Source organism: Comamonas sp. 4034 (assembly GCF_050434545.1).
GTDB lineage: Bacteria > Pseudomonadota > Gammaproteobacteria > Burkholderiales > Burkholderiaceae_C > Comamonas > Comamonas odontotermitis.
Genome location: NZ_JBNDIT010000014.1, coordinates 51,978 through 77,037, shown reverse-complemented (window position 1 = coordinate 77,037; position 25,060 = coordinate 51,978). Strand labels below are relative to the sequence as shown.

The following is a 25,060-nucleotide window of genomic DNA, read 5'->3' as shown; positions in this document are numbered from 1 at the left end:
TCACAGTGCAATTGCCTGCGCAGCAAAGTGCGCGGCAGGCTCCACGAGTTGCATCTGCTCGGCAATCAGCGGCAGATCGCGCGAGCCGGGCGTTGTGGCCTTCACCAGCGAATATAGGGTAGCCGTTGCCAGCTCCAGGGCCTGGGGTAGGGCTTTCCCGTCCACCAGTCGGCCCAGCAGGGTGGCGGCAAACACATCGCCCATGCCATTGGGCAGCGGATGCAGGTCGATGCGGGGCGTGGTCACCAGCCAGGCGCCTGTGCCGTTGACGGCCAGCGTGCCAAGCTGGTCGGCCGCGATGTCGGGTGTGGCCAGGCTGGTGATGATGATGGTGTCCGGCCCACGGCCACGCAGCTGGCGGGCCACGGCGACGGCTTCGCCAACGCTGGCGAGCTTGGCGCCGGTCAGCAACTCAAATTCAAACTGGTTGGGCGTGATGATGTTGGCAAACGGAATGGCCTGGTCACGCAGGAAATTGGGGATGGCAGGGTTCACGAACAGGCCGCGCCCGACATCACCCATCACCGGATCGCACAGGTAGCGCAGTTGCGGGTTGGCGTGCCGGATGTCGCCCACCGCGTCGAGAATGACGCTGCCGGTTTCCGCATTGCCCAGGTAGCCCGACAGCACCGCGCCCACCTTGTGCAGCACGCCACGCTCGCGCAGGCCGGTCAGGATGCTCTGGATGTGCTCTGCGCTCAGGATCTGGCCGCGAAACTGGCCATAGCCCGTGTGGTTGGAAAACAGCACCGTGTGCACCTGCAGCACCTCAAAACCCAGGCGCTGCAGCGCGAACACCGCCGCCGAGTTGCCCACATAGCCCCAGGCCACGTGGGATTGGATGGACAGGATGATGGGTTTGGCAGGGGTGCTCACGGCGGCAATCCTTGTAAAAAAGAGAGCGCCTATTGTCCGCCAGCGGCGCGCCACTCGTCTTGCAGGTGCTGTAAAAGCTGTGCGGCAGGCAGGGCGCGCGCCTGCGCCACGCCCTGCCCGGCCCAAAGCGACAGGTATTGCGCATCGCCCGCTGCACCAGCGAGCTTGCGCAGTGCGCCTGTCAGCGCGTTCTGGACCGGGTAGGCCGGAATATCGGCCTCGTCGGGCTCCAGCGCGCTGATCATGGCATTGCGGACACCGCGTGCCGGGCGGCCCGAGATGGTGCGCGTGGTGACGGTGTCCGTCGCATGTGCTCCGGCCAGTGCGGCGCGGTATGCGGCGTTGATGGCCGATTCCGGGCAGACGAGGAAGGCCGTGCCCATTTGCACGGCCTGCGCGCCCAGCGCGAGCGCAGCGGCAATGCCCGCGCCATCCACGATGCCGCCTGCGGCAATCACCGGCACTTGCAACTGCAGCACGCAATCGCGCACCAGCGGCAGTGTGGCGACCATCGACGAGGCGTAGTCGGCCAGGAAGGTGCCTCGGTGGCCACCAGCTTCGAGGCCGCTGGCGATCACCGCATCGGCGCCCACGGCCTGCCAGGCCAGCGCCTCGGCCACCGTGGTGGCGGTGCCCCATACGGCAATGCCTGCGGCATGCAGGCGCTGCACCTGGGCTGCTTCCAGAATCCCGAAGGTGAAACTGGCCACGGCCGGGCGCAACTCGATCAGGGTATTCAGCTGCTGTGCAAAATCCTCGCACCACTGCGCGGGCAGCGTGGGCTCGGTGCCAAAGCGCGCATAGAACGGCGCCAGGCGTTGCATGGCGCGCTGCACCTGTGCGGGATCGGGTGTAGGTGTGGCCTGCACGAACAGATTCATCGCAAAGGGTTGCTGCGTCTGCGCGCGCACGGCAGCAGCGGCCTCGCGCATGGCCTGGGGCGAGCGCATGCCGCAGCCGAGCGAACCCAGCCCGCCGCCGGCGGAGACGGCAGCCGCCAGCGCGGGGCTGTCGGACCCGGTCATCGGGCCTTGCACCACAGGCAGGTGCAGGCCCAGTTGTTGCATCAGTGCAGTTGGCATGGCGTCATCCTTCAAGGTCAAAACGATCGCTATCGCGCATCTGGCGAGCGGTGTGATTTCAAAACAGATAGCAATTGCTGCACCGCCGGTGTGCGATAACCACTGCGGGTGATGAACATGGTGGTGCAGGGGGCCAGCGGCAAGGTGGTGATGGGCAAGGGGTCGCGTTGCAGGTCGAGCACAGCCTGTGGCGCCACGGCTACCGCGCTGCCAGCGGCTACGCTGGCGAGAATGGCGTAGTACGAATGCAGCTGCAGCACTTGCGCAGGAGGCGCACCACGCGTCTTTTGCATCCAGTCCTCGCCAATGCGGCGGTAGGTGCAACCATCGGTGAAGGCGGCCAGGGTCGACGGGGCGTCGCGCTCCGTGCTACCGGCAGGCAACAGCAGGCGTAGCGGCTCTTCGTACAGGGGCTCCAGCGTCAGCGGCAGTGGCTCGCCCAGGTCGGGGGCCGGCCAGGCCACCAGGGCGGCGTCCAGCGCGTGGTCCAGCAACTGCTCCACCAGCTGGCGCGAGGGCGCGGTGGACAGCACCAGTTGCACATCGGGATGGCTGCGGTGGAACTGCGCCAGCGGCTGCGGCAGGCGCACGGCGGCGGTGCTTTCCATCGAGCCCAGGCGCAGCCGGCCGCTCGGCGCATCGGCGCGCAGGTTCTGCTCGGCCTCTTCGGCCAGCGACAGCAACTGCCCGGCGTAGCGCTGCAGGCGCAGGCCTTCGGGGGTCAGCACCATGCGCCGGGCCTCGCGCACAAAGAGCGGCACGCCCAGGGATTCCTCCAACTGCTGGATGCGCGTCGTCACATTGGACTGCACGCGCCCCAACTGCTGCGCGGCACGCGTGATGCTGCCCGCTTCGGCAACCTGCAGAAAAATGGAGAGCGAGGCAAGATCGAGCATGGTTGGTAAAAATATCTATCTTTTTATGGAATGGTAATTTATCATTTAATCTCAAAAAAAGATAGATAGAGCCATGTCCATCTCTGCACCCGCATCTTCTGCCGTGTCTTCGGCATCGGTATCCACTGCTTCCGCCCTGAGTCAGCGGCCCTGGCTGGTGGCCATTGCCGGCATGATTGCCATGGCATCGGCCATGGGCATCGGGCGTTTTGCCTTCACGCCGCTGCTGCCGATGATGCTGCACGATGGCACTGTCACCCTGGCCCAGGGCAGCTGGCTGGCGATGAGCAACTATATCGGCTACTTTGTCGGCTCGCTCGTGTGCATGGCACTGCCCTGGGTGGCCAGGGGTGTGGTGCAGCGCTGGCACCCGGCGCGGATGGTGCGCTGGTGGCTGTTTTTCACCGCAGTGCTGACGGCTGCCATGGCGCTGCAATGGCCTGTCGCCTGGGCCAGTCTGCGGTTTGTATCGGGTGTGGCAAGTGCCGTGGTGTTCCTCAACATCACCTTGTGGTGCATGTCGCAGCTGGCGCATCTGGGCAGGCCTGCGCTGGGCGGGCTGGTGTTCTGCGGGCCGGGCCTTGGCATTCTGGTGACGGGCCTGGCCACCAGCGGCATGGTGACGGCAGGCTGGCATGCGGTCAGCGGCTGGCTGGTGTTTGCGCTGCTGGCAGGGATCTTCTGGCTGCTCGTACTACCTGTGGTGCAGGGTGCGCTTGCGCCGCTGCCCGCCGCCCAGCCGGGTGCAGCAGTGGTGCCTGCAGCGGAAGGGCCGCTCGACCGAGCCCTGCTCACCGCAGCCTACAGCTTTGCCGGGCTGGGCTATATCGTTACCGCGACGTATCTGCCGGTGATTGCCCGCGGCGCATTGCCGCAAGGCTCCGTCTGGCCCGATCTGTTCTGGCCCATGTTTGGCGGTGGCGTGGCACTGGGTGCCTACCTGTCGACCCATGTGCCCATGCAGTGGGACAGGCGCAAGCTGCTGATGGCAGGCTATGGCATCCAGGCGCTGTCGATTGTCATCAGCTTTGTCTGGCCCACGCCCGTGGGTTTTGCACTGGGCAGCCTCTTGCTGGGGCTGCCGTTCACCACCATTACCTTCTTTGCACTGCAGGAGGCACGGCGCATATGGCCCGCTGCCATCAGCAGCTTTCCAGGCTTGCTCACCGCCGCCTATGGCCTGGGGCAGATCCTGGGCCCGCCCATGGTGGCCTACATGCTCGCCCACACCGCCAATACCCAGACCGGCTTTGCCTACGGGCTGGCGGTGGCCGCAGGTGCGCTGGTGCTGGGCATGCTGCTGTATGCCTGGATGATGGCGTGCCATCCGCAGCGCAGCGTGTGACGGCAGTCCGGGCAATTCCACGCGCCTCGCGGCTTTGTCTCGGCGGAGAAATATGCTGTCCGCACTTCACTGACAAGCGCTGGCAGCTATCAAAAACAGAGTCGGTGGATTTTGGTAACCGGGGTGTAACCTTGGGGTAAACTCCGGTGCGCAAACGTTTGCGTCATGCAAACATGCGGCTTCTTGCGGTAACTGCCATGGTTGTATTTTTGCAGAGCCGCATTTGCATACCTATTTTCTGGAGACTCTCATGCGCTTTTCCCGCCGTACCCTGACTGCCGCGCTGGCCCTGGCTGCCGTGGCTGGTTTCTCCCACAACGCTGCTGCGGCTGACAAGCCCAAGGTGGCGCTGGTGATGAAGTCGCTGGCCAATGAATTCTTCCGCACCATGGAAGATGGCGCCAAGGCGCACCAGAAGGCGCATGCTTCCGAATACACCCTGCTGGCCAACGGCATCAAGGACGAGACCGACACGGCAGCCCAGATCAAGATGGTCGAGCAGATGGTGGCCCAGCGTGTCAATGCCATCGTGATTGCACCGGCCGACTCCAAGGCGCTGGTGCCCACGCTCAAGGCCGCCGCCGACAAGGGCGTGCTGGTGATCAACATTGACAACAAGCTGGATGCCGATGCCTTGAAGAGCAAGGACCTGAGCGTGCCCTTTGTCGGCCCCGACAACCGTGCAGGCGCCAAGCTGGTGGGCGATTTCCTGGGCAAGCAGCTCAAATCCGGCGACAAGGTGGGCATTGTGGAAGGCGTGTCGACCACCTTCAATGCACAGCAGCGCACTCTGGGCTTTCAAGATGCGATGAAGGCCGCTGGCATCAATGTGGTGAGCGTGCAGTCCGGCCAATGGGAAATCGACAAGGGCAACACCGTGGCAGCCGGCATGCTGCGCGAAAACCCCGACCTCAAGGCCATTCTGGCCGGCAATGACAGCATGGCGCTGGGTGTGGTTGCAGCCGTGAAGGCCTCGGGCCGCACCGGCAAGGTGGATGTGGTGGGTTACGACAACATCGCCGCCATCAAGCCCATGCTCAAGGATGGCCGCGTGCTGGCCACTGCCGACCAGTTTGCCGCCAAGCAGGCCGTGTTCGGCATCGAGATTGCGCTGAAGGCTCTGGCCGAGAAGAAAAAGCAGAACGACATGCCTGCCGAGGTGAAGACCGATGTGGTGCTGGTCACCAAGGACACCAAATAAACGCTGCGCAAACGGTACAACGGCCATGAATGCGATGGAGAACCCGGGCACGCCGCGCGTGCGCCTGCAAGACATTGGCAAAGCCTATTCCGGCACCACCGTGCTGCAGGGCGTGAGCCTGGAGCTGCATGCGGGCGAAGTGCTGGCGCTGACCGGCGAGAACGGGGCAGGCAAGAGTACCTTGTCCAAGATCCTGTGCGGTCTGACCGATCCGTCGCAAGGCAGCATGCAGCTCGATGGCCAGCGTTTTGCACCTGCGTCACGCCGCGATGCCGAGCACCATGGCGTGCGCATGGTGATGCAGGAGCTGGGCCTGATACCGACCCTGTCGGTGGCAGAAAACCTGCTGCTGGGCCGCCTGCCTCACCATATGGGCTGGCTGGACCACGCTGCCATGCGCGACCTGGCCGTGGAACAACTGGCCAAGATCGGCATGACTGGCATCGACCCGGACACACCGGTGTCGCAGCTGGGCATCGGCCAGCAGCAGATGGTGGAGATTGCCCGCAACCTGCGGGACGGCACGCGTGTGCTGGTGCTCGACGAGCCCACCGCCATGCTCACGCCCAAGGAAACCGAACACCTGTTCGAGCAGATTGCCCTGCTCAAGGCGCGTGGTGTGGCGCTGGTTTATGTGTCCCACCGGCTTGAAGAGCTGCAGCGCATTGCCGACCGTGTGGCGGTGCTGCGCGATGGCCGCTTGGTGGACGTGCGCCCCATGGCCGGTGTGCACGAGCATGAGCTGGTGGAGCGCATGGTGGGCCACGCCGTGCAGGACAACGAAGGCCGCCCGCGTCGTGCGCGTGGCGCGCTGCGCCTGTCTGCCAGAAACATGCAGCGCGGCAGACTGGTGCGTGGCGTGAGCCTTGAGCTGTATGCGGGCGAGATCATGGGCCTGGCTGGCCTCGTGGGCTCGGGCCGCACCGAACTGGCGCGCCTGCTGTTTGGTGCAGACCGTGCCGATGCAGGCGAGATCACCGTGCATGCCGGGCCAGCGGGTGCGGCCGGCGCCCGCACGTCTACAAGCGTCACGCCCAACTGGCGCAATCCGGTCGATGCCATCCGTGCGGGCATCGGGCTGGTGACGGAAGACCGCAAGTCGCAAGGCCTGCTGCTGTCGCAATCCATACGCGCCAACACCACGCTCGCAGGCATGCGCAAGGTGGCTCGCGCAGGCTGGCTGCAGCGCACGCAGGAGAGCGCAGTGGCGCAGCACTTCATCGAGCGGCTGCGTATCCGTTCGCGCGGGCCGGAGCAGGCCGTCTCCACCTTGAGTGGCGGCAACCAGCAGAAGGTGGTGTTTGCCCGCTGGCTGCACCAGCCCTGCGATGTGCTGCTGCTGGACGAACCCACACGCGGCGTGGATGTGGGCGCGCGCGCTGATATCTACCACGAGGTGGATCGCATGTGCGACGACGGCAAGGCCGTGCTGATGGTGTCGAGCGATCTGCGGGAGCTGATGGCCATGTGCGACCGCATCGGTGTGATGCACAACGGCCAGTTGGTGGCCGTGTTTGAACGTGGCGAGTGGACGGACCAGCAACTGCTGGCCGCAGCATTTGGCAATACCGGCACCGCCGGCGCAACCCTGGCGGCGTGAGCCGCTGCATTGATTGATCTAGACAGAGCAGGCGAGGACGAGAAGCCATGACAACACAACCCAACGCGCAGCAAGGCGGAGCCGCTGGGGCGGCTGCGCCCGCAGGCTTCATGCAGGCCTGGGGAACCTATGTGGGCCTGCTGGTGGTGCTGGTCGGCATGATCGCGCTGTTCAGCTTTCTCTCCGAGTATTTCTGGAGCAAGGAAACCTTTGTCACCATCGCCAACGAAATCCCCGCGCTCGCGGTAATGGCGGTGGGTATGACCTTTGTGCTGATCCTGGCGGGCATCGACCTGTCGGTGGGATCGGTGCTGGCGCTGTCGGCGGCAGTGGCTGCGCAGGCCATCCTGGTGTGGGGGCTGGGTCCCTGGGCAGCAGGCCTGCTGGGGCTGATCACCGGCCTGCTGTGCGGCGCGGTGACGGGCGCTGTGTCGGTGGCTTGGCGGCTGCCCAGCTTCATCGTGTCGCTGGGCATGCTGGAGGCGTTGCGTGGTGGCGCCTATCTGGTGACCGACTCGCGCACCCAGTATGTCGGGGACGCGATCTCCGGCTTGGCCGCGCCCATTGTCGATGGGGTTTCCGCAGCCTTTCTGATCGCGCTGGCGATTGTCGTCCTTGGCCAGATCGTGCTGACGCGCACGGTGTTCGGCCGCTACGTGATCGGTATCGGCACCAATGAAGAAGCCATGCATCTGGCGGGTATCGACCCGCGCCCGATCCGCATCATCGTGTTCGCGCTCACCGGCCTGCTCGCGGGCCTGGCAGGCCTGATGCAGTCTGCACGCCTGGAGGCTGCCGACCCGAATGCAGGCACCGGCATGGAGCTGCAGGTGATCGCTGCCGTGGTGATTGGCGGCACCAGCCTGATGGGCGGCCGCGGCTCGGTGATTGCCACCTTCTTTGGCGTGCTCATCATTGCCGTGCTTGAAGCCGGCCTGGCCCAGGTGGGCGCGAGCGAACCGGCCAAGCGCATCATCACCGGCGTGGTGATCGTGGTGGCGGTAATCATTGATACCGTGCGTCAGCGCCGTGCGGCGCGCCGCGCATGATCGGGCGGTGATGACAAGCATTAAGGATGTAGCGCGCGTTGCCGGGGTGTCGGTCACCACGGTGTCGCATGTGCTCAACAAGACGCGGGCGGTATTGCCCAGCACGCAGGAGCGCGTGCTGGACGCGGTGCAAAGCCTGGGATACGTGCCCAGCGCCGTGGCACGCAGCCTCAAGATGAACGCCACGCACACCATCGGCATGCTGGTGCCCAATAACTCCAACCCCTATTTCGCCGAATTGGTGCGCGCGGTGGAAGACGCCTGCTTTGCAACGGGTTATGCGCTGTTGCTGTGCAACACCGATGACAACGCCGACCGCCAGAAGGTCTACCTGGATGTGCTGTCGCAAAAGCGGGTGGATGGCCTCATCGTGGCCTCGACCAGCGATGATGAGACCATGTCGCGCCACCTGGCACACACTGCCATTCCGATGGTGCTGATCGACCGCGCAATTGCCGGGCTGGAGCGCCCCTGCGTGCAGACCGACCATGTGCAGGGCGGCTTGCTGGCGACCGAGTACCTGCTGGGCCTGGGCCACCAGCGCATTGCCTGCATTGGCGGGCCCGAGCATCTGCTTTCCAGCGCGCAGCGCGTGCAGGGCTGGCGCCAGACCTTGCAGCGGATGGGCCATGGCACAGACCTGCTGGTGCATGCCGATTTCAGCGTCAACGGCGGCTATCTGGCCATGCAGACTTTGCTGCAGGGCCCGGCCAGCGCTCGGCCCACGGCAGTGCTGGCCTGCAACGACCTGATGGCCATGGGCGCCCTGCGGGCGGTGCATGAATACGGCCTGCAGGTGCCGCAGGACGTGGCCGTGGTGGGTTACGACGATATCGAACTGGCCAGCTACACGCAGCCGCCGCTCAGCACGGTGGCACAACCTGTCAAGGCCATGGCGCAACAGGCGCTGGCGCTGCTGCGGGAGGGTATGCAGGCAGGCAAGTCGGCGCAGCGGCCGTCATCGGCCACCGTGCAGATGCTGGCGCCAGCACTGGTCAAACGGGCGAGCAGCAAGCCTGCGGGCCATCGTGCAATGCAAACTTTGGGCGGAGGAATGGTGTGAACGCACCGATTTTGAGCCAGGCGCCGCGCATCGTGGTGCTGGGCAGTCTGAACATGGACCTGGTGCTGCGCGTGCCGCACATGCCGCGCGCGGGAGAAACCATGCTGGGTCAGTCGCTCGCGCAGGTACCTGGCGGCAAGGGCGGCAACCAGGCGGTCAGCTGTGCGCGCCAGGGCGCGGTGGTGACCTTGCTGTCGTGCGTGGGCGAGGATGCCTATGCCGAGCAACTGCTGGCAGGCCTGGTGGCAGACCATATCGACGTGCAGCATGTGCAGCGCACTGCGCTGGCAGGAACGGGCGTGGCCGTCATCAGCGTGGACGATGCGGCGCAGAACCAGATTGTGGTGGTGCCCGGCGCCAATGAGCTGCTGCGGGTGCCGCAGGCGCTCCTGCAGGCGCAGCTGCAGAATGCAGATTACGTGGTGCTGCAGCTGGAGACACCGCTGGCCGAGGTGGAGCAGGCGCTGCACCTGGCCCGCCAGGCGGGCTGCAGAACGGCATTCAACCCATCACCCATGCAAGCTTTGCCGGACGGCTGGTGGCCGATGGTGGACCTGTTGGTGGTCAACGAAAGCGAAGCGGCGCAGCTGTGTGGCCAGCCGGTGGATACGCCCCAGGCCGCCGCTGCCGCTGCGCGCCAGCTGCAGGGCCGGGGTGTGGCGCAGGTGGTGGTGACGCTTGGCGCCCTTGGCGCCGTGGCGTGTGATGCGGCTGTTGCCGATGATGACGGCACGGTGGCGACCCCAGCTGTCGCCCACTGGCACGAGGCGGTGCAGGTGCAGGCGGTGGATACCACGGCTGCGGGGGATACCTTTCTGGGCGCACTGACGGTGCAGCTCGCGCGAGGCCTGGGCCTGAACGAAGCCACCCAATGGGCCATGCGCGCGGCCAGCATCTGTGTGACCCGTGCGGGCGCGCAGCCTTCCATTCCCTATTTTGCCGAAGTCGAAACCCTGACTGGCGCTACCCGCTGGAGTCTCTTATGAAGCGCAGCCCTTTGCTCAATATCGAACTGTCCCAGGTCATTGCCGGCATGGGCCATGGCGATGTGCTGGTGATTGGCGATGCCGGCCTGCCAGTGCCGCCCGGCGTGCGGCGCATTGATCTGGCAGTGTGCCAGGGCGTGCCAATGGTCAAGCAGGTGCTTGCTGCCGTTCTGAGTGAACTGCAGGTGGAGCGCGCCGTAGTGGCCAGCGAATGCCTGTCTGCCAATGATGGCAATGGCGCCAGTGGTGCGTTGCCTGACTGGTATGCCAGCCAGGGCGACCGTCTGCCTGCTGCTCCGCAATCCATCTCGCACGAAGATTTCAAGGCTTTGACTGCCCGGGCCGTTGCCGTGGTGCGCACGGGCGAGTTCACGCCCTATGCCAACGTGGCACTGGTATCGGGCGTCGTCTTCTAAACACGTTCTAAAGCTTGGTAGCGGGCCCGCTGGCAGGCATCCGCGATGCCATGGGCGCCAGCGGCAGGCGCAGCACGAACACCGCGCCACCGCCTTCGCGGGCTTCGCAGTGCACATGGCCGTCGTGCCGCTCGGCAATCGAGCGCACCAGGGCGAGGCCCAGACCCACGCCGCCATGGCGCTCGCTGGCGCCGGGCATGCGGTAGAAGGGCTCGAAAATACGGTCGCGCTGGTCTTCGGGAACCCCGGGGCCGCGGTCTGCGACCCGTATTTCCGCATAGGCACCCTGTTTGCCCAGGAAGAGGGTGATCGGCCCCTGCGTATAGCGGCGGGCATTTTCCAGCAGGTTGCGAATGGCGCGGCGCAGCAGCTTGGCAATGCCGCGCACTTCGATGTCTGCATCGGCATGTACATCCAGCTCGGCGTCGATGCGGGCGCATTCCTCGGCGCACAGGCCCATCAGGTCAATCAGTTCGGACGTGCCCACGTCGGCCTCGCGTGCATCCAGCCGGCTGGCCAGCAGGATTTCGTCCACCAGCTGGTCCAGTTCGGCAATGTTGCGCTGGATTTCCTGCTTGAACGTGGGCGAAGGCTTGTCGCCCATCAACTCCACCCCCATGCGGATGCGGGTGAGCGGGCTGCGCAGCTCATGCGATGAGTTGGCCAGCAGTGATTTGTGCGACTGCACCAGGGTTTCGATACGCGCCGCTGCGGCATTGAACTGCTGGGCCAGCTCGCCCACCTCGTCGTTGCCACGTACATCAACGCGCACCGACAGATCGCCATCGCCAAACTGCTTGACGCCGTTGCGCAGGCGCTCCAGCCGCCCCATCAGGCGGCGGATGATGGGGAACACCCCCACGATCACAACGACGCCGATGAGGCCCAGCATCCACAGAAAACCGAATGGAGGCTTGACCCAGAACCACCAGGGGCCCAGGTTGGGCGGCGGCCGGTGCGGGCCGCCCCGATCGCTGCGGCGCTGCAGTTCCATCTCGAAGCTGCGGCCCGTGTCGTCCTCGATCAGGTAGAGCACCTTGTCGCCCGGCTCGCCCGGCTGGCGCACGGCTTCGCCGTGCAGCAACACAGAGCCATCCGTCCCCCGGATGTACAGCTCGCGCGCAGGCGGCTGCATGGGGGTTGCGTTCTTTTCTGCCGCCACCTGCCAGGCCCAGCCGATCACCAGAATCAGCACCGCCACGCCGCCGACCACGGTGAGCCAGATGCGGAGGTAGAGCCGTTCGGCGAAGTACTTGTACAGCTGCATTTCTATGAGAAGGCTTCTGGCGCCCGATGGTCGAGCGCTATCTGCTATTGATTCTGTAGTCTAGTCCTGCTGCTTGGCAAACACGTAGCCCACGCCTCGTACGGTGAGGATGCGGCGCGGGTTTTTCGCGTCGGCTTCGATGGCTGCCCGGATGCGGCCCATGTGCACGTCGATGGAACGGTCAAAGGCTTCGAGTTCGCGGCCGCGTACGGCTTCCATGATCTGGTCGCGCGAGAGCACGCGGCCCGCACGTTCGGCCAGGGTGACGAGCAGGTCAAACTGGTAGCTGGTGAGGTCAGCCGGTTTGCCGCCCACGGTCACGGTGCGTGCATCGCGGTCGATCTCCAGGCTGCCAAAGCGCAGTACCTGGGCGGGCTGGGCAGCGGCGGCGCCTCCGTCGCCCCGGCGGCGCAGGATGGCGCGGATGCGGGCAAGCAGCTCGCGCGGCTCAAACGGCTTGGGCAGGTAGTCGTCGGCGCCCACTTCCAGGCCGATCACGCGGTCCATCGGGTCTCCCTTGGCGGTCAGCATCAGGATGGGCACCTGGGCGGCCGGGCTGCTCAAGGTGCGGATGCGGCGGCAGACTTCCAGACCGTCGATATCCGGCAGCATCAGGTCGAGGATGACCAGATCGGCCGGCTGGCCACTGGCAGGCTCCTGCAGTGCCTGGAGGCCGCTGGCGCCATCGGCCATGTGCGTGACTTGCAGGCCCGACTGGTTCAGATACTCGGTCACCATATTGGCCAGGCGCTCGTCATCTTCGATCATCAACAGTTGGTGGGTATGCATCGCAGTCATGGTGGTGGGCGGGCGGGCCCGCGGATTTCAACAGTGGAACATGCTGGCACGCCGCCATGGCGCAGGCTTGTCCCGTCCGTAAAGTTTGGTAAACCGGCTCTCTGTGGCTCCTACTGGTTTTCGGGTGGTGCGCTGTGCACCGCATGCACGCGCGAGGCAAGCCACACCAGCACCAGCACCGGCAAGCCCAGAAGCGCGGTCGAGACGAAAAACTGCGCATAACCGAAATGGTCGACATACAGCCCGGAGAAACCGGCGATCCATTTTGGCAGCAGCACCATCATCGAGCTGAACAGCGCGTACTGCGTGGCCGAATAGTTCACGTTGGTCAGGCTTGAAAGATAGGCGATGAACGCCGCGGACGCAATGCCACCGGCCAGATTGTCGGCCGAAACCACAACGATCAGGCCCGTCAGATCGTGGCCGCGCGTGCTGAGCCAGGCAAACAGCAGGTTGCTGGCGGCCGATAACACCGCACCGAGCATCAGCACCTGCATCACGCCGATGCGCATGCTGATGATGCCGCCGACAAAGGCGCCAACCAGGGTCATGATCACACCGAACACTTTGCTGACCGAAGCCACTTCGGCCTCGGTATAGCCCATGTCCACATAGAAAGGATTGGCCATGATGCCCATCACCACATCCGAGATGCGGTAGACGGCAATCAGCGCGAGGATCAGAGCCGCGTGCCATCCGTAGCGCTGCAGAAAGTCGGCAAACGGTGCCACCAGGGTCGATTGCAGCCACTCCCGGGCATTGCGCGCGGCAGGCAGGGCCTTGGCCTGCGGCTCGGGTGACAGCAGCACGGTGAGCACGCCCACGGCCATCGAAGCTGCCATCACGCAATAGGCCATGCGCCAGGCCTGCGGCTGGTAGTCTCCGGCACCGGACTGCAGGGAGGCTGCCACCAGCCACAGCACGCCAGCACCGGCCCAGATCATGGCGATGCGGTAACCCGTCTGGTAGGTGGCTGCCAGCGCAGCCTGCTTGTCGCTGCTGGCCGATTCGATGCGGTAGGCATCGAGCGCGATATCCTGCGTAGCCGAGCCAAAGGCCGTCAGAACGGCAAAAGCCACCATGGTGTTCAGGTGCTGCTGCGGATCGGTGAAGGCCATGCCCAGAATGCCGCCCATCACCATGCACTGCGCCAGCAGCAGCCAGCTGCGGCGTCGGCCCAGCAGCCGGTACAGGCCGGGCAGGGGCAGGCGATCCACCAGCGGCGACCAGACCCACTTGAAGGCGTACGCCAGACCCACCCAGCTGATGAAACCGATGGTGGCGCGCTCGATACCGGCCTTGCGCAGCCAGAACGACAAGGTGCCCATCACCAGCAGGAACGGCAGCCCGGCGCTGAAGCCCAGCGCCAGCATGCGCAGGCTGGCTGGCTCGGTGTAGACGCGGAATGTCTCGCTCCAGGAGCGGCGAGCGGGTGTGTCGGTAGAGGTTGCGGAATCCGCCATGGATAAGCTGTGCCAAAACGTGGTGCGATTGTGACAAACCGAAGGCGTTGCGGGCGTTTTCCTGGGGAAAACGCCCCGCATGTGCCCGGCTCGCGTCCACCGCACCTGAATCAATTGCGGCGCAACGCTGTGCGGGGCCGCAGACTGCTGCCAATATACGCTGTTTGGACAGTGCTTTTGGCGGCCGCTGGTTGTGGGGCGCGGCGGGTAAGATAGGCATTCTTCTCAGCCGCATCGCCATGTCGGATCCGCACCTGCATTTACCGCTGCTTGCCCCGGATTACTCTGTGCGCCACTACAGCGGCGAACAGCAGGCGCACAGCCACGGCCATGTGCAGCTGCTGTATGCGCTGGCAGGGCGCATGGAGCTGGAGGTGGACGGCAAGGCTGCCTATGTGGATACGGCCAGTGGTGTGGTCATTCCCGCCGGGGCCACGCATGCCTACCTGGCCCAGCATGGCAGTGCGATTGCCGTGGTGGATGCTCCGGTGCAGGCGGGCCTGGCCCAGTTGCGCCGCTTTGCTGCGCCCACGGCAGCATGGCTGGGCACGCATGCCTCGCAAGGCACCATGGCCGAAGCCTATCTCGCCTGGGTGCTGCAGTCACCCGTGCTGCTGCAGCGCCGCGCGCTCGATGTGCAGGCCATCACCAAAGCGGTGCAGGCCGATCTGGCGGCTGACTGGCCAACGGCGCGGCTTGCGGCGCTCGCGCACCTGAGTGCTCAGCGCTTTCATGTGCGCTGGCAGGAGTTGACCGGCCGCACGCCGCAGCAATGGCTGCGCGATCTGCGCCAGGATGTCGCAAGCCGGGCACTGGCTGCTGGCGAGCCGTTGGAGACCACCGCCTTGCGCTGCGGTTACAGCAGTGCCAGCGCGCTGGCCTATGCGCTCAAGCGCGACCGTGGCGTGGGCAGCCGCAGCCTGCGCAGGCAAGCGTCTTCAAGCCGATGATTTCTATCTTTTTGATAGCTGATAGCGCTTGTTGAAAGGGCGCTGAAGCCATTTTTGATATAAAAATTCGGTGCAAGCGTTTCTCGACATTTGCAGGCCGCTTGCAGGCGCACCATAGCGGCATGAATCCTTCTGCCATGTCCCCCTCATCGTCTGCGGCTGTTTCTTCGTTGAAGGCAGGCCCTGGCGTGCCATCTTCGTCGGTGCAAGGCATTGCGCTGGTGGCGCTGGCCGGGGTGCTGTGGGGCACCAGCGGCACTGCCCAGTATCTGGGCGCTGCAGGCCTTTCGCCTTTCTGGGTGGGGGCGGCGCAGCTGGCGGCGGCCAGCGTGTTTTTGGGGCTGGCCCTGTGGTGGGCGTTGCAGCGCAGGCCGGGCAGTCTGGTACTGCGCCCGCGCGCGGCGGGGTTGCGCTGGTCGTGGTTTTTCTGGGCATCGCTTGGCATTGGCGGCTACAGCGTGTTCTTCTACGAAGGGCTGCAGCTGGCGGGCGTGGGCGTGGGCACGGCGGTCGCCATAGGCAGCAGCCCCATCTGGGCGGGCCTGTTGCAGGCGCTCGTACTGCGCGCGCCGTTGTCTGCACTTTGGTGGCTGGGTACGCTGGTGAGCGTGGCGGGCGGCGCCGCCATGGTGCTGGGCAAGGGCGCAGGTGGCAGTGCTTCGTGGCAGGGTTTGGTGATGTGTCTGCTGGCGGGGTTGTCTTATGCAGGCTATGCGCTCATCAACAAGCGCCTGGTGAGCCACATGGCGCCCAAGGTGGTGAACTTCTATGTGTTCACGGGCGCCGCGCTGCTCGCAGCTCCCGTGGCCTGGGCGCAGGCGGGCCTGCCACAGTGGAGTCTGCCCTCCGTGCTCGTCGTCATCTACCTGGGGGCGGTGGTCTCGGGCATTGCGCACATGCTGTTTTCGATTGGCTTGCGCCATATCTCTGGGCCCACTGGGGTGGCGCTGAGCTTGATCGAGCCTGTTGCCGCTTTCGTTCTGGCGGTGTGGGTGGTGGGCGAGCACCAGCCACTGGTGGCCTGGCTGGGGTTGGCGGGCGTGCTGGTGGGCCTGTTGGTGGTGGTGCGCGCCGAGATGGCGGTGGCTGCGCCTTCTGCCGTTTGATGGAGCAGGCATTGGCAAGGGCGTTCTCTCTCGACGGCCTCCTTGCCTGCTTTCATAATGGAGGCCATGCACCTCACCAACGCATTCCTTTCCTCTCTGCAACAACCCAAGCGCCTGCTGCACGGGCTGACCATGGGTGCTGCAATGCTCGTCATGGCCACGCCCGTAGTGGCGCAGGTAGAGGTCGGCAAGTCATCGGCCATGCGCAACCTGGTGCCTGCCGAGACGCTGGAGCAGGCTGCTGTTCAGCAGTATGGTGAGTTGCTTGCGCAGGCCCGGCAGCAAGGCGCGCTGGCGCAGCCCGGCAATCCGCAGTTGCAGCGCCTGCAGACGATTGCGCAGCGGCTGATTCCGCAGGCGCTGGCATGGAACGACCGTGCCAAGGGCTGGAAGTGGGAGGTCAACCTGATCGGCAGCAAGCAGATCAACGCTTTTTGCATGCCTGGCGGCAAGATCGTTTTCTTCACCGGCCTGATCGACCAGCTGCAGCTGACCGACGACGAAATCGCCATGGTGATGGGCCACGAGATGGCGCATGCGCTGCGCGAGCATTCGCGAGAACAACTGGCCAAGACACAGGCTACCGATCTGGGCATCCGCCTGGGGGCGGCGATTTTCGGGCTGGGAGACATGGGCACGGCCGCCGCCAACCTGGGTGGCAAGCTGCTCACGCTCAAGTTCAGCCGCTCGGATGAATCGGACGCCGATCTGGTGGGGCTGGAGATGGCTGCGCGTGCGGGCTACAACCCACAGGCATCTGTCACCCTGTGGGAGAAGATGGGCCAGGCCAACGGCGGCGGTGGTATCGGCTTTTTGTCCACCCACCCCACGGGCCCGGATCGTATCGCCAAGCTGCAGGCCAATGTGCCCAAGGTGGCAGGCCTGTACGAACAGGCGCGCAAGCGCTGACAGCCGCCATGCGATGGCCGGCGGCAACCCCCGTGCTGGCGCTGGCTGCTGCAGCGGCGCTGCCGCCAATCGCCCATGCCAAGGAGCCTAAGCCCCCATTGCCGCCGGGGCGCTACACCTTTGAACACCGCTTTGCCGAGCAGCCCAGCCTGCTGCATGCCAAGGTGCTGGTCATCATCCGCAAGCAAACCATCCAGGTGATCAACATGCAGGCGCACCCGCCTTTTCCCAAGGGTGTGATCGCGCAGGGCCCGCTGGTGTGGAACCGGCCGACCGGGCAGTGGATCATTGGCGAGGGAGCAGGCGACCGTATGGCGACCGAAGTAGGCGGTTGCAGCGACGGGCCCGAGGTGGTTGATCTGGTGAAAAGGATCTATTGGACCTGCTGACCATGGAAAATCAGTTGCTATTATTTATGTAGCGAAAGGCGCTTTTCTGTAAAGCGCTGATGTCACTTTTATCAGGTGCCCGATACATACGGATTCATCTTGCGCTCGCGGCCAAATGTGCTCTCGGGCCCGTGGCCGGGGATGAAAACCGTCTGGTCGCCCATCGGCCACAGGCGCTGGGTGATGGAGTCGATCAGTTGTTGGTGGTTGCCCAGGGGGAAATCCGTGCGGCCAATGCTGCCGGCAAACAGCACATCGCCCACAAAGCAGCGATCGATCTGCGGCGCATGGAAGACAACATGGCCCGGCGTATGGCCCGGGCAGTGGCGTACGTTCAGGGTTTCCTGGCCAATCGCTACCGTATCGCCATCGTGCAGCCAACGCGTTGGCGTGAAAGGCTGCACGGGTGGAAAACCGAACATCTGGCTTTGCTGGGGCAGCCCGTCAATCCAGAACTGGTCGCCTTCCTGCGGGCCGATGATGGGCAACTGCATTTTCTCCGCCAGTTCACCCGTGCCGCCTGCATGGTCGATATGCGCATGGGTCAGCCAGATGGCTTTGAGCGTGAGGCCCAGGCGTTCGATTTCCCAGCCGATCTGCTCCAGATCACCGCCCGGGTCGATGACGGCGGCCTCCATGGTCTGGTCGCACCACACCAGCGAACAGTTTTGCTGGAACTGGGTAACGGGAACGGTGTGGTAGTGGAGCATGGCAGGCAGAGGTGATGAAAGGCAGGGCCGTATTATCGGCGCTCTGCCCATGCGCGCACTCAAGCCTGCTGACGCAGCGGATCGCGATAGGCGAGCAGGCGCAGTGCGTTGATCACCACCAGCAGCGTCGAGCCCTCATGCACCGCCACGGCGGCGCCGATACCCAGCCCCATGATGGTGGCTGGCACCAGAAACGCCACAATGCCCAGGCTGACAAAAACGTTCTGGCGAATCACGCCGCGCGTGTGGCGGCTCAACCCCACGGCAAACGGCAGGTGGCGCAGGTCGTCGGCCATGAGCGCCACATCGGCGGTCTCCAGGGCAACGTCCGAGCCCGCCGCGCCCATGGCAATCCCGACCGAGGCATTCGCCATGGCCGGCGCGTCGTTCACACCGTCGCCCACCATGGCCACCGGTGCCTGCGCGCGCAGCTTGCGAATGGCGCTGACCTTGTCCTCGGGCATCAGGTTGCCCCAGGCTTCGTCCAGCCCTACATCCTTGGCCACGGCTTGGGCCACGGTGGTGTGGTCGCCCGAGATCATGACCATGCGGGTGATGCCCAGTTCCCGCAATTGCTGGAGCGCCTCGCGGGCGCCGGCGCGCGGCGTGTCCATCAGCCCGATGACACCCAGATCGCGGTTGCCGCGCCGTACCACCATGGTGGTGCGGCCTGCCTCGCGCAACTGCGCGACAGCCGCAGTGGCTGCCTGCCCGAGCGTGCCGGCGTCGCCGCTGCCAAACATTTCGGCCTTGCCGATCCATACCGTCTCGCCCGCGATGGTCGCAACCACGCCTTGCCCCGTGAGGCTGCGCAAATCGGTGGCTGCAGGCAACTCCACGCCGGTTTCGAGGCGTTCGCGCCCATCGCGCACGATGGCTGCCGCCAGCGGATGGTCGCTCAGCGCCTCGACAGCCACGGCCACCGACAGCAACTCCTGCGGATCAATACCGTCCCCTGGAACCACATCGGTGATACGGGGGCGGCCCTCAGTCAGCGTGCCGGTCTTGTCGAAAGCCATGGCCTGCAGAGCGCCCAGTTCCTCAAGCGGTGCGCCGCCCTTGATCAAGACACCGCTGCGCGCGGCGCGGGCAATGCCCGAGAGCACGGCACTGGGCGTGGCGATGGCCAGCGCACAAGGGCTGGCTGCGACGAGCACGGCCATCGAGCGGTAAAAGCTGTCGCGGAACGGCTCGTCCACCACCACCCAGGCAAACAACAGCACCACTGCCAGCAGCAGCACGAGCGGAACGAAGATGCGCTCGAATTTGTCGGTAAAGCGCTGCGTGGCGGACTGGCGGGTTTCCGCCTCGCTCACAAGGCGCACCACACGGGCCAGCGCAGAGTCGCCCGAGCGGCGTGTGACCTCGATCTCGATCGCGCCAGCGCCGTTGATGGTGCCGGCAAACACCCGCGATGCCGCATCGACCCCCGCATCGGGCCGCGCGCGGGCCAGCGCGACATCGGGCACCGGCCGCTTGTCCACCGGGATGCTCTCCCCCGTGACCGGTGCCTGGTTGATGCTGGAAGTGCCCAGCACCACGAACCCGTCGGCGGGCAGGCGCTCATTGGGGCGCACCAGCACGACGTCGCCCGGGATCAGCTGCTCGACGGGGATCTCCACGGGCTGTCCGTCGCGGCGCACCACGGCCGTGGTGGGGGCCAGCTCAGCCAGCGCCTCGATGGCGCGTTTGGCGCGGCCCATGGCGTAGTGCTCAAGCGCATGCCCCAGGCTGAACAGAAACAGCAGCAGCGCCCCTTCGCCCCATGAACCCAGCGCCGCCGCTCCCGCTGCGGCCACCAGCATCAGGGTGTCGATCTCGAAGCGCTTTTTTCGCAGGTTGCCGATGGCTTCGCGCAAGGTGAAAAAGCCGCCAAAAAAGTAGGCTGCTACGTAGCACGCCAACGGCAGCCATGCAGGAGCGCCTGCCACCCACTTGCCGATGGCTGCGCCTGCTGCAAGCAGCAGCCCGCAGATCAGCGCAAAGGCCATTTCGGTATTTGCGCCAAACAGACCTGCGTGGCTGTGCCCGTCATCCTTGCCACCTTCGGTGTGGCGGTGGCCGGGGCTGCCGTGGCCTGGGTCAACGGCTGGGACAGTGGACTGCTCGGTATTGGTTGGTTTGTCGTCCATGGGGGTCGCTTTCTTTCGCTGCCTTGCCGATCAGCTTGCAGTGGATTTGCCGCATTGATCGCAGAATCGCGCGCCTGCAGATAGCCCGGCGCCGCACTGGAGGCAGGCGGCTGGCACCAAGGACTGGCCGCATTGCGGACAGAAGCGCGTGCCAGCTGCCACAGCGGTGCGGCAGCCGGGGCAGGTGCTGGCGGCTGGCGCCGACCCGCCCGAAGGGGTGTAGTAGGGCCTTGCACCATGGCCGCCACCGTGGTGCCCGCCATAGCCGTGGGATTGAAAAAGCCGACTCAGTATTCCCATGATGATTTCTCCTGTTGCTACACCATTTACTGTCGTGTTGACGCCAGTTATATAGCTTCAAGAGCCGGGCAGGTGGCCCTGGTTCCATTCATGACCCAAATGTAATCTGTGCGTCATGTGTTCAGCGGGTGGGCATGCACAGGCGGCCGCATGCCAGGCCGGTATTGGGGCTTTGGGGTATCTGGGTCACCATGTTGCTGTGTCTTGCGCTGGAATAAGGCATAGGCACAGACGCGCATAGCCCAAACAGGGCGATCATGCTACAACCCGTGTGAAATGCGCCAGCGCGCCATGAATGCAACACGATAGGAGATGAGCCATGTCCAGCAACGAGAGCCCGGCCTCCGTGGGAGGAGGTGCCCTGCCAGGTGATGTCCCGCGCGATGGCGCCCAACCCAGTGCCGCCCAACGCATTGGCGTCCTGAAGGAGACTTTTCCGCTGGAAAAGCGTGTGGCCACCGTGCCCGAGGTGGTGGAAAAGCTCACCAAGCTGGGCTTTGGCGTCTGCATTGAAGCGGGTGCCGGTGAAGCCGCCAACTGCAGCGACGACGCCTACCGTGCGGCCGGGGCTGAAGTGCTGCCCGATGCGGCCTCTGTCTGGGCCGCAGCCGACGTTATTTTCAAGGTGCGCCCGCCCAGCAGCGAAGAAGTGGCGCAGATGCGCGCAGGGCAGATATTGATCGACTTCATCTGGCCCGCGCAGAACCCCGAGCTGATGGAGCAGCTTGCTGCCAGAAAGGCGACGGTGCTGGCCATCGACTGCCTGCCGCGCACCCTCTCGCGTGCGCAGAAGATGGATGCGCTGACGTCGATGGCCGGGGTTTCCGGCTACCGGGCCGTGGTGGAGGCGGCCAACGCCTTTGGCCGCTATTTCAATGGCCAGATCACGGCGGCAGGCAAGGTGCCCCCGGCCAAGGTCTTCATCGCGGGCGCCGGTGTGGCGGGCCTTGCTGCCATTGGTACGGCAGCCAACCTGGGCGCCATCGTGCGCGCCAACGACACGCGCGCCGAGGTGGCTGATCAGGTCAAATCACTGGGCGGCGAGTTTGTGGCGGTGGATTATGAGGAGGAGGGCTCGGGCGGCGGCGGCTATGCCAAGGTGATGAGCGAAGGCTTCCAGGCCGCGCAGCGCAAGATGTATGCCGAGCAGGCCAGGGACGCCGACATCATCATCACCACCGCCTTGATCCCCGGCAAGCCCGCGCCCAAGCTCATCACGGCCGAGATGGTGCAGAGCATGAAGCCCGGCAGCGTGATCGTCGACATGGCGGCCGAGCAGGGCGGCAATTGCGAGCTGACGGTGCCCGGCCAGGCCGTGGTGCGCCATGGCGTCACCATCATTGGCTATACCGATCTTGCCTCGCGGCTGGCCAAGCAGTCGTCCACCCTGTACGCCACCAATTTGCTGCGCCTGACCGAGGAGCTGTGCAAGGCCAAGGACGGCGTGGCAGTGGTCAATATGCAGGATGACGCGATCCGGGGCTTGACCGTCATCAAGGACGGCACTGTCACCTGGCCCGCACCGCCACTCCCGCAGGCTCCGGCCCCAGCACCCAAGGCGGCGGCGCCCGTAGCCGAGAAAAAGAGCGGCCACGGCCATGGCGCGGGCGCGCCCATGTCCGCCAAGGCGCTGGCCATCCTCTTTGCCGTGGCGGCCGTGCTGTTCTGGCTGATCGGTGCCTATGCGCCGGCGGCCTTCCTGGGGCATTTCACGGTGTTCGTGCTCGCCTGCTTCATCGGCTACATGGTGGTGTGGAACGTGACGCCAGCCCTGCACACGCCGCTGATGAGCGTGACCAACGCCATCTCCAGCATCATCGCCATCGGGGCGCTGGTGCAGATCGCCCCACCCGAGGCTGGAGCGAACGGACGGCCTGACGGGCTGATCATGTGGCTGGCCTTTGCTGCGCTTGTATTGACGGCCGTCAATATGTTCGGCGGCTTTGCCGTGACCCGCCGCATGCTCGCCATGTTCCGCAAGTAACAACTACAACAAGAAGGAAGACGAACATGTCCCAAAGCATGGCTACGGTGGCCTATCTCGGTGCCGCCATTCTCTTTGTTCTCAGCCTGGGTGGCCTGTCCAACCCGGAAACTTCGCGTCGCGGCAACCTGTTTGGCATGATCGGCATGGCGCTGGCAGTGCTGGCCACGGTCTTCGGCCCACGGGTCAGCCCCTCGGGCATCGCCTGGATTGTGATCGCACTGGTCATCGGCGGGGGTATCGGCCTCTATGCAGCCAAGGTTGTGAAGATGACCCAGATGCCCGAGCTGGTGGCGCTGATGCACAGCCTGGTGGGCCTGGCGGCCTGCCTGGTGGGCTATGCCAGCTACGTGGATACGTCCGTTCAGTTCACGGGTGCAGAAAAGGCGATCCACGAGGTGGAAATCTACGTCGGTATCCTGATTGGCGCGGTCACCTTCTCGGGCTCGCTCATCGCCTTTGGCAAGCTCAATGGCCGTATCGGCGGCAAGCCGCTCCTGCTGCCGGGGCGCCACTGGCTCAACCTGGTCGCGCTCCTGCTGGTGATCTGGCTGGGCCAACGGTTCCTGGGCGCCCACGATGTGCAGGCTGGCATGCTGCCGCTGGTGGTGATGACGGTCATTGCGCTGCTGTTTGGCGTGCACATGGTGATGGCCATCGGTGGTGCCGACATGCCGGTGGTGGTGTCCATGCTCAACAGCTATTCGGGCTGGGCGGCGGCGGCAACCGGCTTCATGCTCAGCAACGACCTGCTGATCGTCACTGGCGCACTGGTGGGCTCGTCCGGCGCCATCTTGAGCTACATCATGTGTCAGGCGATGAATCGCAACTTCATCAGCGTGATCGCGGGTGGTTTTGGCTCTGGCGCAGGTGCGCCAGCCAAGAAGGGCGATGCGGCGGAGCCGCAGGGCGAAGTGGTGCCTGTGACAGCGGCCGATACGGCCGAGCTGCTGCGCGAGGCCAAGAGCGTGGTCATCGTGCCCGGCTATGGCATGGCCGTGGCGCAGGCGCAGCACACGGTCAACGAGATCGTCAAGACGCTGCGTGAGCGCGGTGTCAATGTGCGCTTTGCCATCCACCCCGTGGCGGGCCGCATGCCGGGCCACATGAACGTGCTGCTGGCCGAGGCCAAGGTGCCTTACGACATCGTGCTGGAGATGGACGAGATCAACGAGGACTTTCCGGACACCGACGTGGCGATGGTGATTGGCGCCAACGACATCGTGAACCCCGCTGCGCAAGACGACCCGGCCAGCCCCATCGCGGGCATGCCGGTGTTGGAGGTGTGGAAGGCCCGGCATTCCATCGTGATGAAGCGCTCGATGGCGTCGGGCTACGCCGGTGTAGACAACCCATTGTTCTACAAGGAAAACAACCGCATGCTCTTTGGCGATGCGAAGAAGATGCTCGATGAGGTGCTGGCAGCACTTCGGGCGTGAGGATGCTCTGAAAAAAGGAGCGGTTGGCGCTTGGTGGTTGTCCTATTCAAACCAAAACAGTTTGAATCGGGCTTGTGCAAGGTGCCAACTGCTCTCTTTTTGCGAGAGCCTGGTTTGCAGGGGCTTTCACATTCAGCCCCTGCGCATGTCAGGCTGCGCTTGATTTCGCCGCCTTGGAGAGTTGCACGAATTCATGGAAGCCGTTCAGGTAAGCGCCCAGGCTTTTGCGGGCGGCCTCGTCTGCCAGCGCACCTTCAGGGGTGAAGGCATTCTGCGCACGCGACACCAGCACCGAGCCACCGCTGTACAGCGTAACGCCCAGCAGCTTGAGCGTGGGCAGCCAGGCGGCCTGGGAAGAGACGGTGCCAAATCCGCTCATCGAGGCGCCGATGATCCCCGTGGGCCGCTTGGCAAAGATGGCCTTCATGTCTGCGCGCGAGAGCCAGTCGATGCCGTTCTTGAAGACACCGGGCACACCGTTGTTGTATTCGGGGGTCACCATCAGCAGGGCGTCGGCTTTCAGAATCTGTGCCTTCAATTGCAGCACGGCAGCGGGGATGCCCTCGCCCGCTTCCGTGTCGCCGTCATACAGCGGAATACCGTGCAGCGTCGCCACTTCAATCTCCATGCCCTGGGGCGCCATGGATTGCGCTGCGCGGGCAAGCGCCGTGTTGAAGGACGCATGGCGCAGGCTGCCCGATAACGCCAGCACCCGGCATGCGTTGCGGATATCGGGCGTCTCGCGCAGTGCCTCGCTCAGCTGGTCGATCAACTGCGTCCATTCGGGCGCATCCTGCAGCTTCTTCTCGCGAATGAACTGCGCCTGCGCCTCGTCCCAGAAAGGAGCGTCGGCCAGCAGCGTGTCATTGGGCAGGGGGCGGTGCTGCGCGAGGAAGGCGGCAATGGCCTCAGGCGAATTGGGAAGGCCCAATTGCGCAAACAGATCATGAAAACGGAAGAAGTTATCGGACATGAAGATCGCTCCTGATGACTGAAGGAAGAGGGCGGCAGTGCGCGTGGGTGCGGTGGCGGGCCTTGCCAAGCAAGCTCGCCGGGCAGGCCGCTGCAACGGAATGCAGCATTCTGGCTGGGCCTGCCA

23 protein-coding genes are annotated in these 25,060 nt (G+C 64.9%); 13 read left to right on the top strand and 10 right to left on the bottom strand.

Features of this window, described 5'->3' with window-relative positions; translation table 11 throughout:
- The 3 genes from pdxY to ABIE32_RS15410 are packed head-to-tail and all read right to left on the bottom strand — an operon-like array spanning window position 1 to window position 2,854.
- Window positions 1-876: a pyridoxal kinase PdxY gene (gene pdxY, locus ABIE32_RS15420; RefSeq protein WP_429017460.1), complete on the bottom strand. Its 876-nt coding sequence runs from the start codon at window positions 874-876 to the stop codon at window positions 1-3.
- A gap of 29 nt (window positions 877-905) precedes the next feature.
- Complete coding sequence (locus ABIE32_RS15415; protein WP_429017458.1) at window positions 906-1,958, bottom strand: NAD(P)H-dependent flavin oxidoreductase; 1,053 nt, start codon at window positions 1,956-1,958, stop codon at window positions 906-908.
- 29 nt (window positions 1,959-1,987) lie between these two features.
- Window positions 1,988-2,854 carry a LysR family transcriptional regulator gene (locus tag ABIE32_RS15410; protein ID WP_429017456.1) on the bottom strand — a complete coding sequence of 289 codons (867 nt, stop codon included), beginning with the start codon at window positions 2,852-2,854 and terminating at the stop codon, window positions 1,988-1,990.
- Window positions 2,855-2,927: 73 nt separating this feature from the next.
- Between ABIE32_RS15410 and ABIE32_RS15405 the strand changes: the two genes are divergently transcribed.
- The 7 genes from ABIE32_RS15405 (at window position 2,928) to rbsD (ending at window position 10,514) form a co-directional block, all read left to right on the top strand.
- A complete protein-coding gene (locus ABIE32_RS15405) occupies window positions 2,928-4,199 on the top strand; it encodes a YbfB/YjiJ family MFS transporter (protein ID WP_429017454.1) in 1,272 nt (423 codons plus the stop codon).
- A gap of 250 nt (window positions 4,200-4,449) precedes the next feature.
- Window positions 4,450-5,400 carry a sugar ABC transporter substrate-binding protein gene (locus ABIE32_RS15400; protein ID WP_395026440.1) on the top strand — a complete coding sequence of 317 codons (951 nt, stop codon included), beginning with the start codon at window positions 4,450-4,452 and terminating at the stop codon, window positions 5,398-5,400.
- Between the two features lie 25 nt (window positions 5,401-5,425).
- On the top strand, window positions 5,426-7,000 hold the full coding sequence (locus ABIE32_RS15395) for a sugar ABC transporter ATP-binding protein (protein ID WP_429017453.1): 1,575 nt from the start codon (window positions 5,426-5,428) through the stop codon (window positions 6,998-7,000).
- 110 nt (window positions 7,001-7,110) lie between these two features.
- Window positions 7,111-8,049 carry an ABC transporter permease gene (locus tag ABIE32_RS15390; protein WP_224152557.1) on the top strand — a complete coding sequence of 313 codons (939 nt, stop codon included), beginning with the start codon at window positions 7,111-7,113 and terminating at the stop codon, window positions 8,047-8,049.
- 10 nt (window positions 8,050-8,059) lie between these two features.
- Window positions 8,060-9,112, top strand: a complete 1,053-nt coding sequence (locus ABIE32_RS15385; protein WP_429017451.1) for a LacI family DNA-binding transcriptional regulator — start codon at window positions 8,060-8,062, stop codon at window positions 9,110-9,112.
- A complete protein-coding gene (locus tag ABIE32_RS15380) occupies window positions 9,109-10,098 on the top strand; it encodes a ribokinase (RefSeq protein ID WP_429017449.1) in 990 nt (329 codons plus the stop codon). The genes ABIE32_RS15385 and ABIE32_RS15380 overlap by 4 nt, the downstream gene beginning before the upstream one ends.
- Complete coding sequence (gene rbsD / locus ABIE32_RS15375) at window positions 10,095-10,514, top strand: D-ribose pyranase (RefSeq protein WP_429017447.1); 420 nt, start codon at window positions 10,095-10,097, stop codon at window positions 10,512-10,514. Before ABIE32_RS15380 ends, rbsD begins: the two co-directional genes overlap by 4 nt.
- A 7-nt stretch (window positions 10,515-10,521) precedes the next feature.
- Here rbsD and ABIE32_RS15370 read toward each other — a convergent pair whose 3' ends face one another.
- The 3 genes from ABIE32_RS15370 to ABIE32_RS15360 form a co-directional block, all read right to left on the bottom strand.
- On the bottom strand, window positions 10,522-11,781 hold the full coding sequence (locus tag ABIE32_RS15370) for a sensor histidine kinase (protein ID WP_429017446.1): 1,260 nt from the start codon (window positions 11,779-11,781) through the stop codon (window positions 10,522-10,524).
- A 60-nt stretch (window positions 11,782-11,841) separates the two neighbouring features.
- The gene (locus ABIE32_RS15365) at window positions 11,842-12,570 is read right to left on the bottom strand and encodes a response regulator transcription factor (protein ID WP_224152558.1); all 729 of its coding nucleotides are present in this window, start codon (window positions 12,568-12,570) and stop codon (window positions 11,842-11,844) included.
- Window positions 12,571-12,689: 119 nt separating this feature from the next.
- Window positions 12,690-14,042: an AmpG family muropeptide MFS transporter gene (locus tag ABIE32_RS15360; RefSeq protein WP_429017445.1), complete on the bottom strand. Its 1,353-nt coding sequence runs from the start codon at window positions 14,040-14,042 to the stop codon at window positions 12,690-12,692.
- A 239-nt stretch (window positions 14,043-14,281) separates the two neighbouring features.
- Between ABIE32_RS15360 and ABIE32_RS15355 the strand changes: the two genes are divergently transcribed.
- From ABIE32_RS15355 to ABIE32_RS15340, 4 genes are all read left to right on the top strand, one after another.
- Complete coding sequence (locus ABIE32_RS15355; protein WP_429017444.1) at window positions 14,282-14,992, top strand: helix-turn-helix domain-containing protein; 711 nt, start codon at window positions 14,282-14,284, stop codon at window positions 14,990-14,992.
- Window positions 14,993-15,129: 137 nt separating this feature from the next.
- Entirely contained in the window at window positions 15,130-16,098 is a 969-nt protein-coding gene (locus ABIE32_RS15350; protein WP_429017443.1) for a DMT family transporter, read from the top strand.
- Window positions 16,099-16,230: 132 nt separating this feature from the next.
- A complete protein-coding gene (locus tag ABIE32_RS15345; RefSeq protein WP_429017520.1) occupies window positions 16,231-17,007 on the top strand; it encodes a M48 family metallopeptidase in 777 nt (258 codons plus the stop codon).
- An 8-nt stretch (window positions 17,008-17,015) separates the two neighbouring features.
- Complete coding sequence (locus tag ABIE32_RS15340) at window positions 17,016-17,396, top strand: hypothetical protein (protein ID WP_429017442.1); 381 nt, start codon at window positions 17,016-17,018, stop codon at window positions 17,394-17,396.
- Window positions 17,397-17,467: 71 nt separating this feature from the next.
- Here ABIE32_RS15340 and ABIE32_RS15335 read toward each other — a convergent pair whose 3' ends face one another.
- Genes ABIE32_RS15335 through ABIE32_RS15325 form a run of 3 tightly spaced genes read right to left on the bottom strand, consistent with a single transcriptional unit; the run spans window position 17,468 to window position 20,538 of the window.
- On the bottom strand, window positions 17,468-18,106 hold the full coding sequence (locus ABIE32_RS15335; protein ID WP_429017440.1) for an MBL fold metallo-hydrolase: 639 nt from the start codon (window positions 18,104-18,106) through the stop codon (window positions 17,468-17,470).
- 59 nt (window positions 18,107-18,165) lie between these two features.
- Window positions 18,166-20,238 (bottom strand): heavy metal translocating P-type ATPase, encoded by a 2,073-nt coding sequence (locus tag ABIE32_RS15330; protein WP_429017438.1) that lies wholly within the window; start codon window positions 20,236-20,238, stop codon window positions 18,166-18,168.
- A gap of 30 nt (window positions 20,239-20,268) precedes the next feature.
- A complete protein-coding gene (locus ABIE32_RS15325; RefSeq protein ID WP_429017436.1) occupies window positions 20,269-20,538 on the bottom strand; it encodes a zinc ribbon domain-containing protein in 270 nt (89 codons plus the stop codon).
- 319 nt (window positions 20,539-20,857) lie between these two features.
- Between ABIE32_RS15325 and ABIE32_RS15320 the strand changes: the two genes are divergently transcribed.
- Both ABIE32_RS15320 and pntB read left to right on the top strand, forming a co-directional pair.
- Window positions 20,858-22,522, top strand: a complete 1,665-nt coding sequence (locus ABIE32_RS15320) for a Re/Si-specific NAD(P)(+) transhydrogenase subunit alpha (protein ID WP_377780067.1) — start codon at window positions 20,858-20,860, stop codon at window positions 22,520-22,522.
- A gap of 26 nt (window positions 22,523-22,548) precedes the next feature.
- Window positions 22,549-23,961: a Re/Si-specific NAD(P)(+) transhydrogenase subunit beta gene (gene pntB / locus ABIE32_RS15315; protein ID WP_224151043.1), complete on the top strand. Its 1,413-nt coding sequence runs from the start codon at window positions 22,549-22,551 to the stop codon at window positions 23,959-23,961.
- Between the two features lie 148 nt (window positions 23,962-24,109).
- Here pntB and ABIE32_RS15310 read toward each other — a convergent pair whose 3' ends face one another.
- Window positions 24,110-24,934 carry a DUF2789 family protein gene (locus tag ABIE32_RS15310; protein ID WP_429017435.1) on the bottom strand — a complete coding sequence of 275 codons (825 nt, stop codon included), beginning with the start codon at window positions 24,932-24,934 and terminating at the stop codon, window positions 24,110-24,112.
- Between the last annotated feature and the right edge of the window lie 126 nt (window positions 24,935-25,060).

What these genes read in the sequence shown, in the direction of transcription:
- ABIE32_RS15390 (WP_224152557.1), top strand. Translation starts at nt 7,111, where the DNA reads ATGCAGGCCTGGGGAACCTATGTGGGCCTGCTGGTGGTGCTGGTCGGC.
- ABIE32_RS15360 (WP_429017445.1), bottom strand. Translation starts at nt 14,042, where the DNA reads ATGGCGGATTCCGCAACCTCTACCGACACACCCGCTCGCCGCTCCTGG.
- ABIE32_RS15340 (WP_429017442.1), top strand. Translation starts at nt 17,016, where the DNA reads ATGCGATGGCCGGCGGCAACCCCCGTGCTGGCGCTGGCTGCTGCAGCG.
- ABIE32_RS15330 (WP_429017438.1), bottom strand. Translation starts at nt 20,238, where the DNA reads ATGGACGACAAACCAACCAATACCGAGCAGTCCACTGTCCCAGCCGTT.
- ABIE32_RS15400 (WP_395026440.1), top strand. Translation starts at nt 4,450, where the DNA reads ATGCGCTTTTCCCGCCGTACCCTGACTGCCGCGCTGGCCCTGGCTGCC.
- ABIE32_RS15395 (WP_429017453.1), top strand. Translation starts at nt 5,426, where the DNA reads ATGAATGCGATGGAGAACCCGGGCACGCCGCGCGTGCGCCTGCAAGAC.
- ABIE32_RS15365 (WP_224152558.1), bottom strand. Translation starts at nt 12,570, where the DNA reads ATGCATACCCACCAACTGTTGATGATCGAAGATGACGAGCGCCTGGCC.
- rbsD (WP_429017447.1), top strand. Translation starts at nt 10,095, where the DNA reads ATGAAGCGCAGCCCTTTGCTCAATATCGAACTGTCCCAGGTCATTGCC.
- ABIE32_RS15325 (WP_429017436.1), bottom strand. Translation starts at nt 20,538, where the DNA reads ATGGGAATACTGAGTCGGCTTTTTCAATCCCACGGCTATGGCGGGCAC.
- pntB (WP_224151043.1), top strand. Translation starts at nt 22,549, where the DNA reads ATGTCCCAAAGCATGGCTACGGTGGCCTATCTCGGTGCCGCCATTCTC.
- ABIE32_RS15405 (WP_429017454.1), top strand. Translation starts at nt 2,928, where the DNA reads ATGTCCATCTCTGCACCCGCATCTTCTGCCGTGTCTTCGGCATCGGTA.
- ABIE32_RS15310 (WP_429017435.1), bottom strand. Translation starts at nt 24,934, where the DNA reads ATGTCCGATAACTTCTTCCGTTTTCATGATCTGTTTGCGCAATTGGGC.
- ABIE32_RS15345 (WP_429017520.1), top strand. Translation starts at nt 16,231, where the DNA reads ATGGGTGCTGCAATGCTCGTCATGGCCACGCCCGTAGTGGCGCAGGTA.
- ABIE32_RS15410 (WP_429017456.1), bottom strand. Translation starts at nt 2,854, where the DNA reads ATGCTCGATCTTGCCTCGCTCTCCATTTTTCTGCAGGTTGCCGAAGCG.
- ABIE32_RS15370 (WP_429017446.1), bottom strand. Translation starts at nt 11,781, where the DNA reads ATGCAGCTGTACAAGTACTTCGCCGAACGGCTCTACCTCCGCATCTGG.
- ABIE32_RS15415 (WP_429017458.1), bottom strand. Translation starts at nt 1,958, where the DNA reads ATGCCAACTGCACTGATGCAACAACTGGGCCTGCACCTGCCTGTGGTG.
- ABIE32_RS15335 (WP_429017440.1), bottom strand. Translation starts at nt 18,106, where the DNA reads ATGCTCCACTACCACACCGTTCCCGTTACCCAGTTCCAGCAAAACTGT.
- ABIE32_RS15350 (WP_429017443.1), top strand. Translation starts at nt 15,130, where the DNA reads ATGTCCCCCTCATCGTCTGCGGCTGTTTCTTCGTTGAAGGCAGGCCCT.
- ABIE32_RS15320 (WP_377780067.1), top strand. Translation starts at nt 20,858, where the DNA reads ATGTCCAGCAACGAGAGCCCGGCCTCCGTGGGAGGAGGTGCCCTGCCA.
- ABIE32_RS15385 (WP_429017451.1), top strand. Translation starts at nt 8,060, where the DNA reads ATGACAAGCATTAAGGATGTAGCGCGCGTTGCCGGGGTGTCGGTCACC.
- ABIE32_RS15355 (WP_429017444.1), top strand. Translation starts at nt 14,282, where the DNA reads ATGTCGGATCCGCACCTGCATTTACCGCTGCTTGCCCCGGATTACTCT.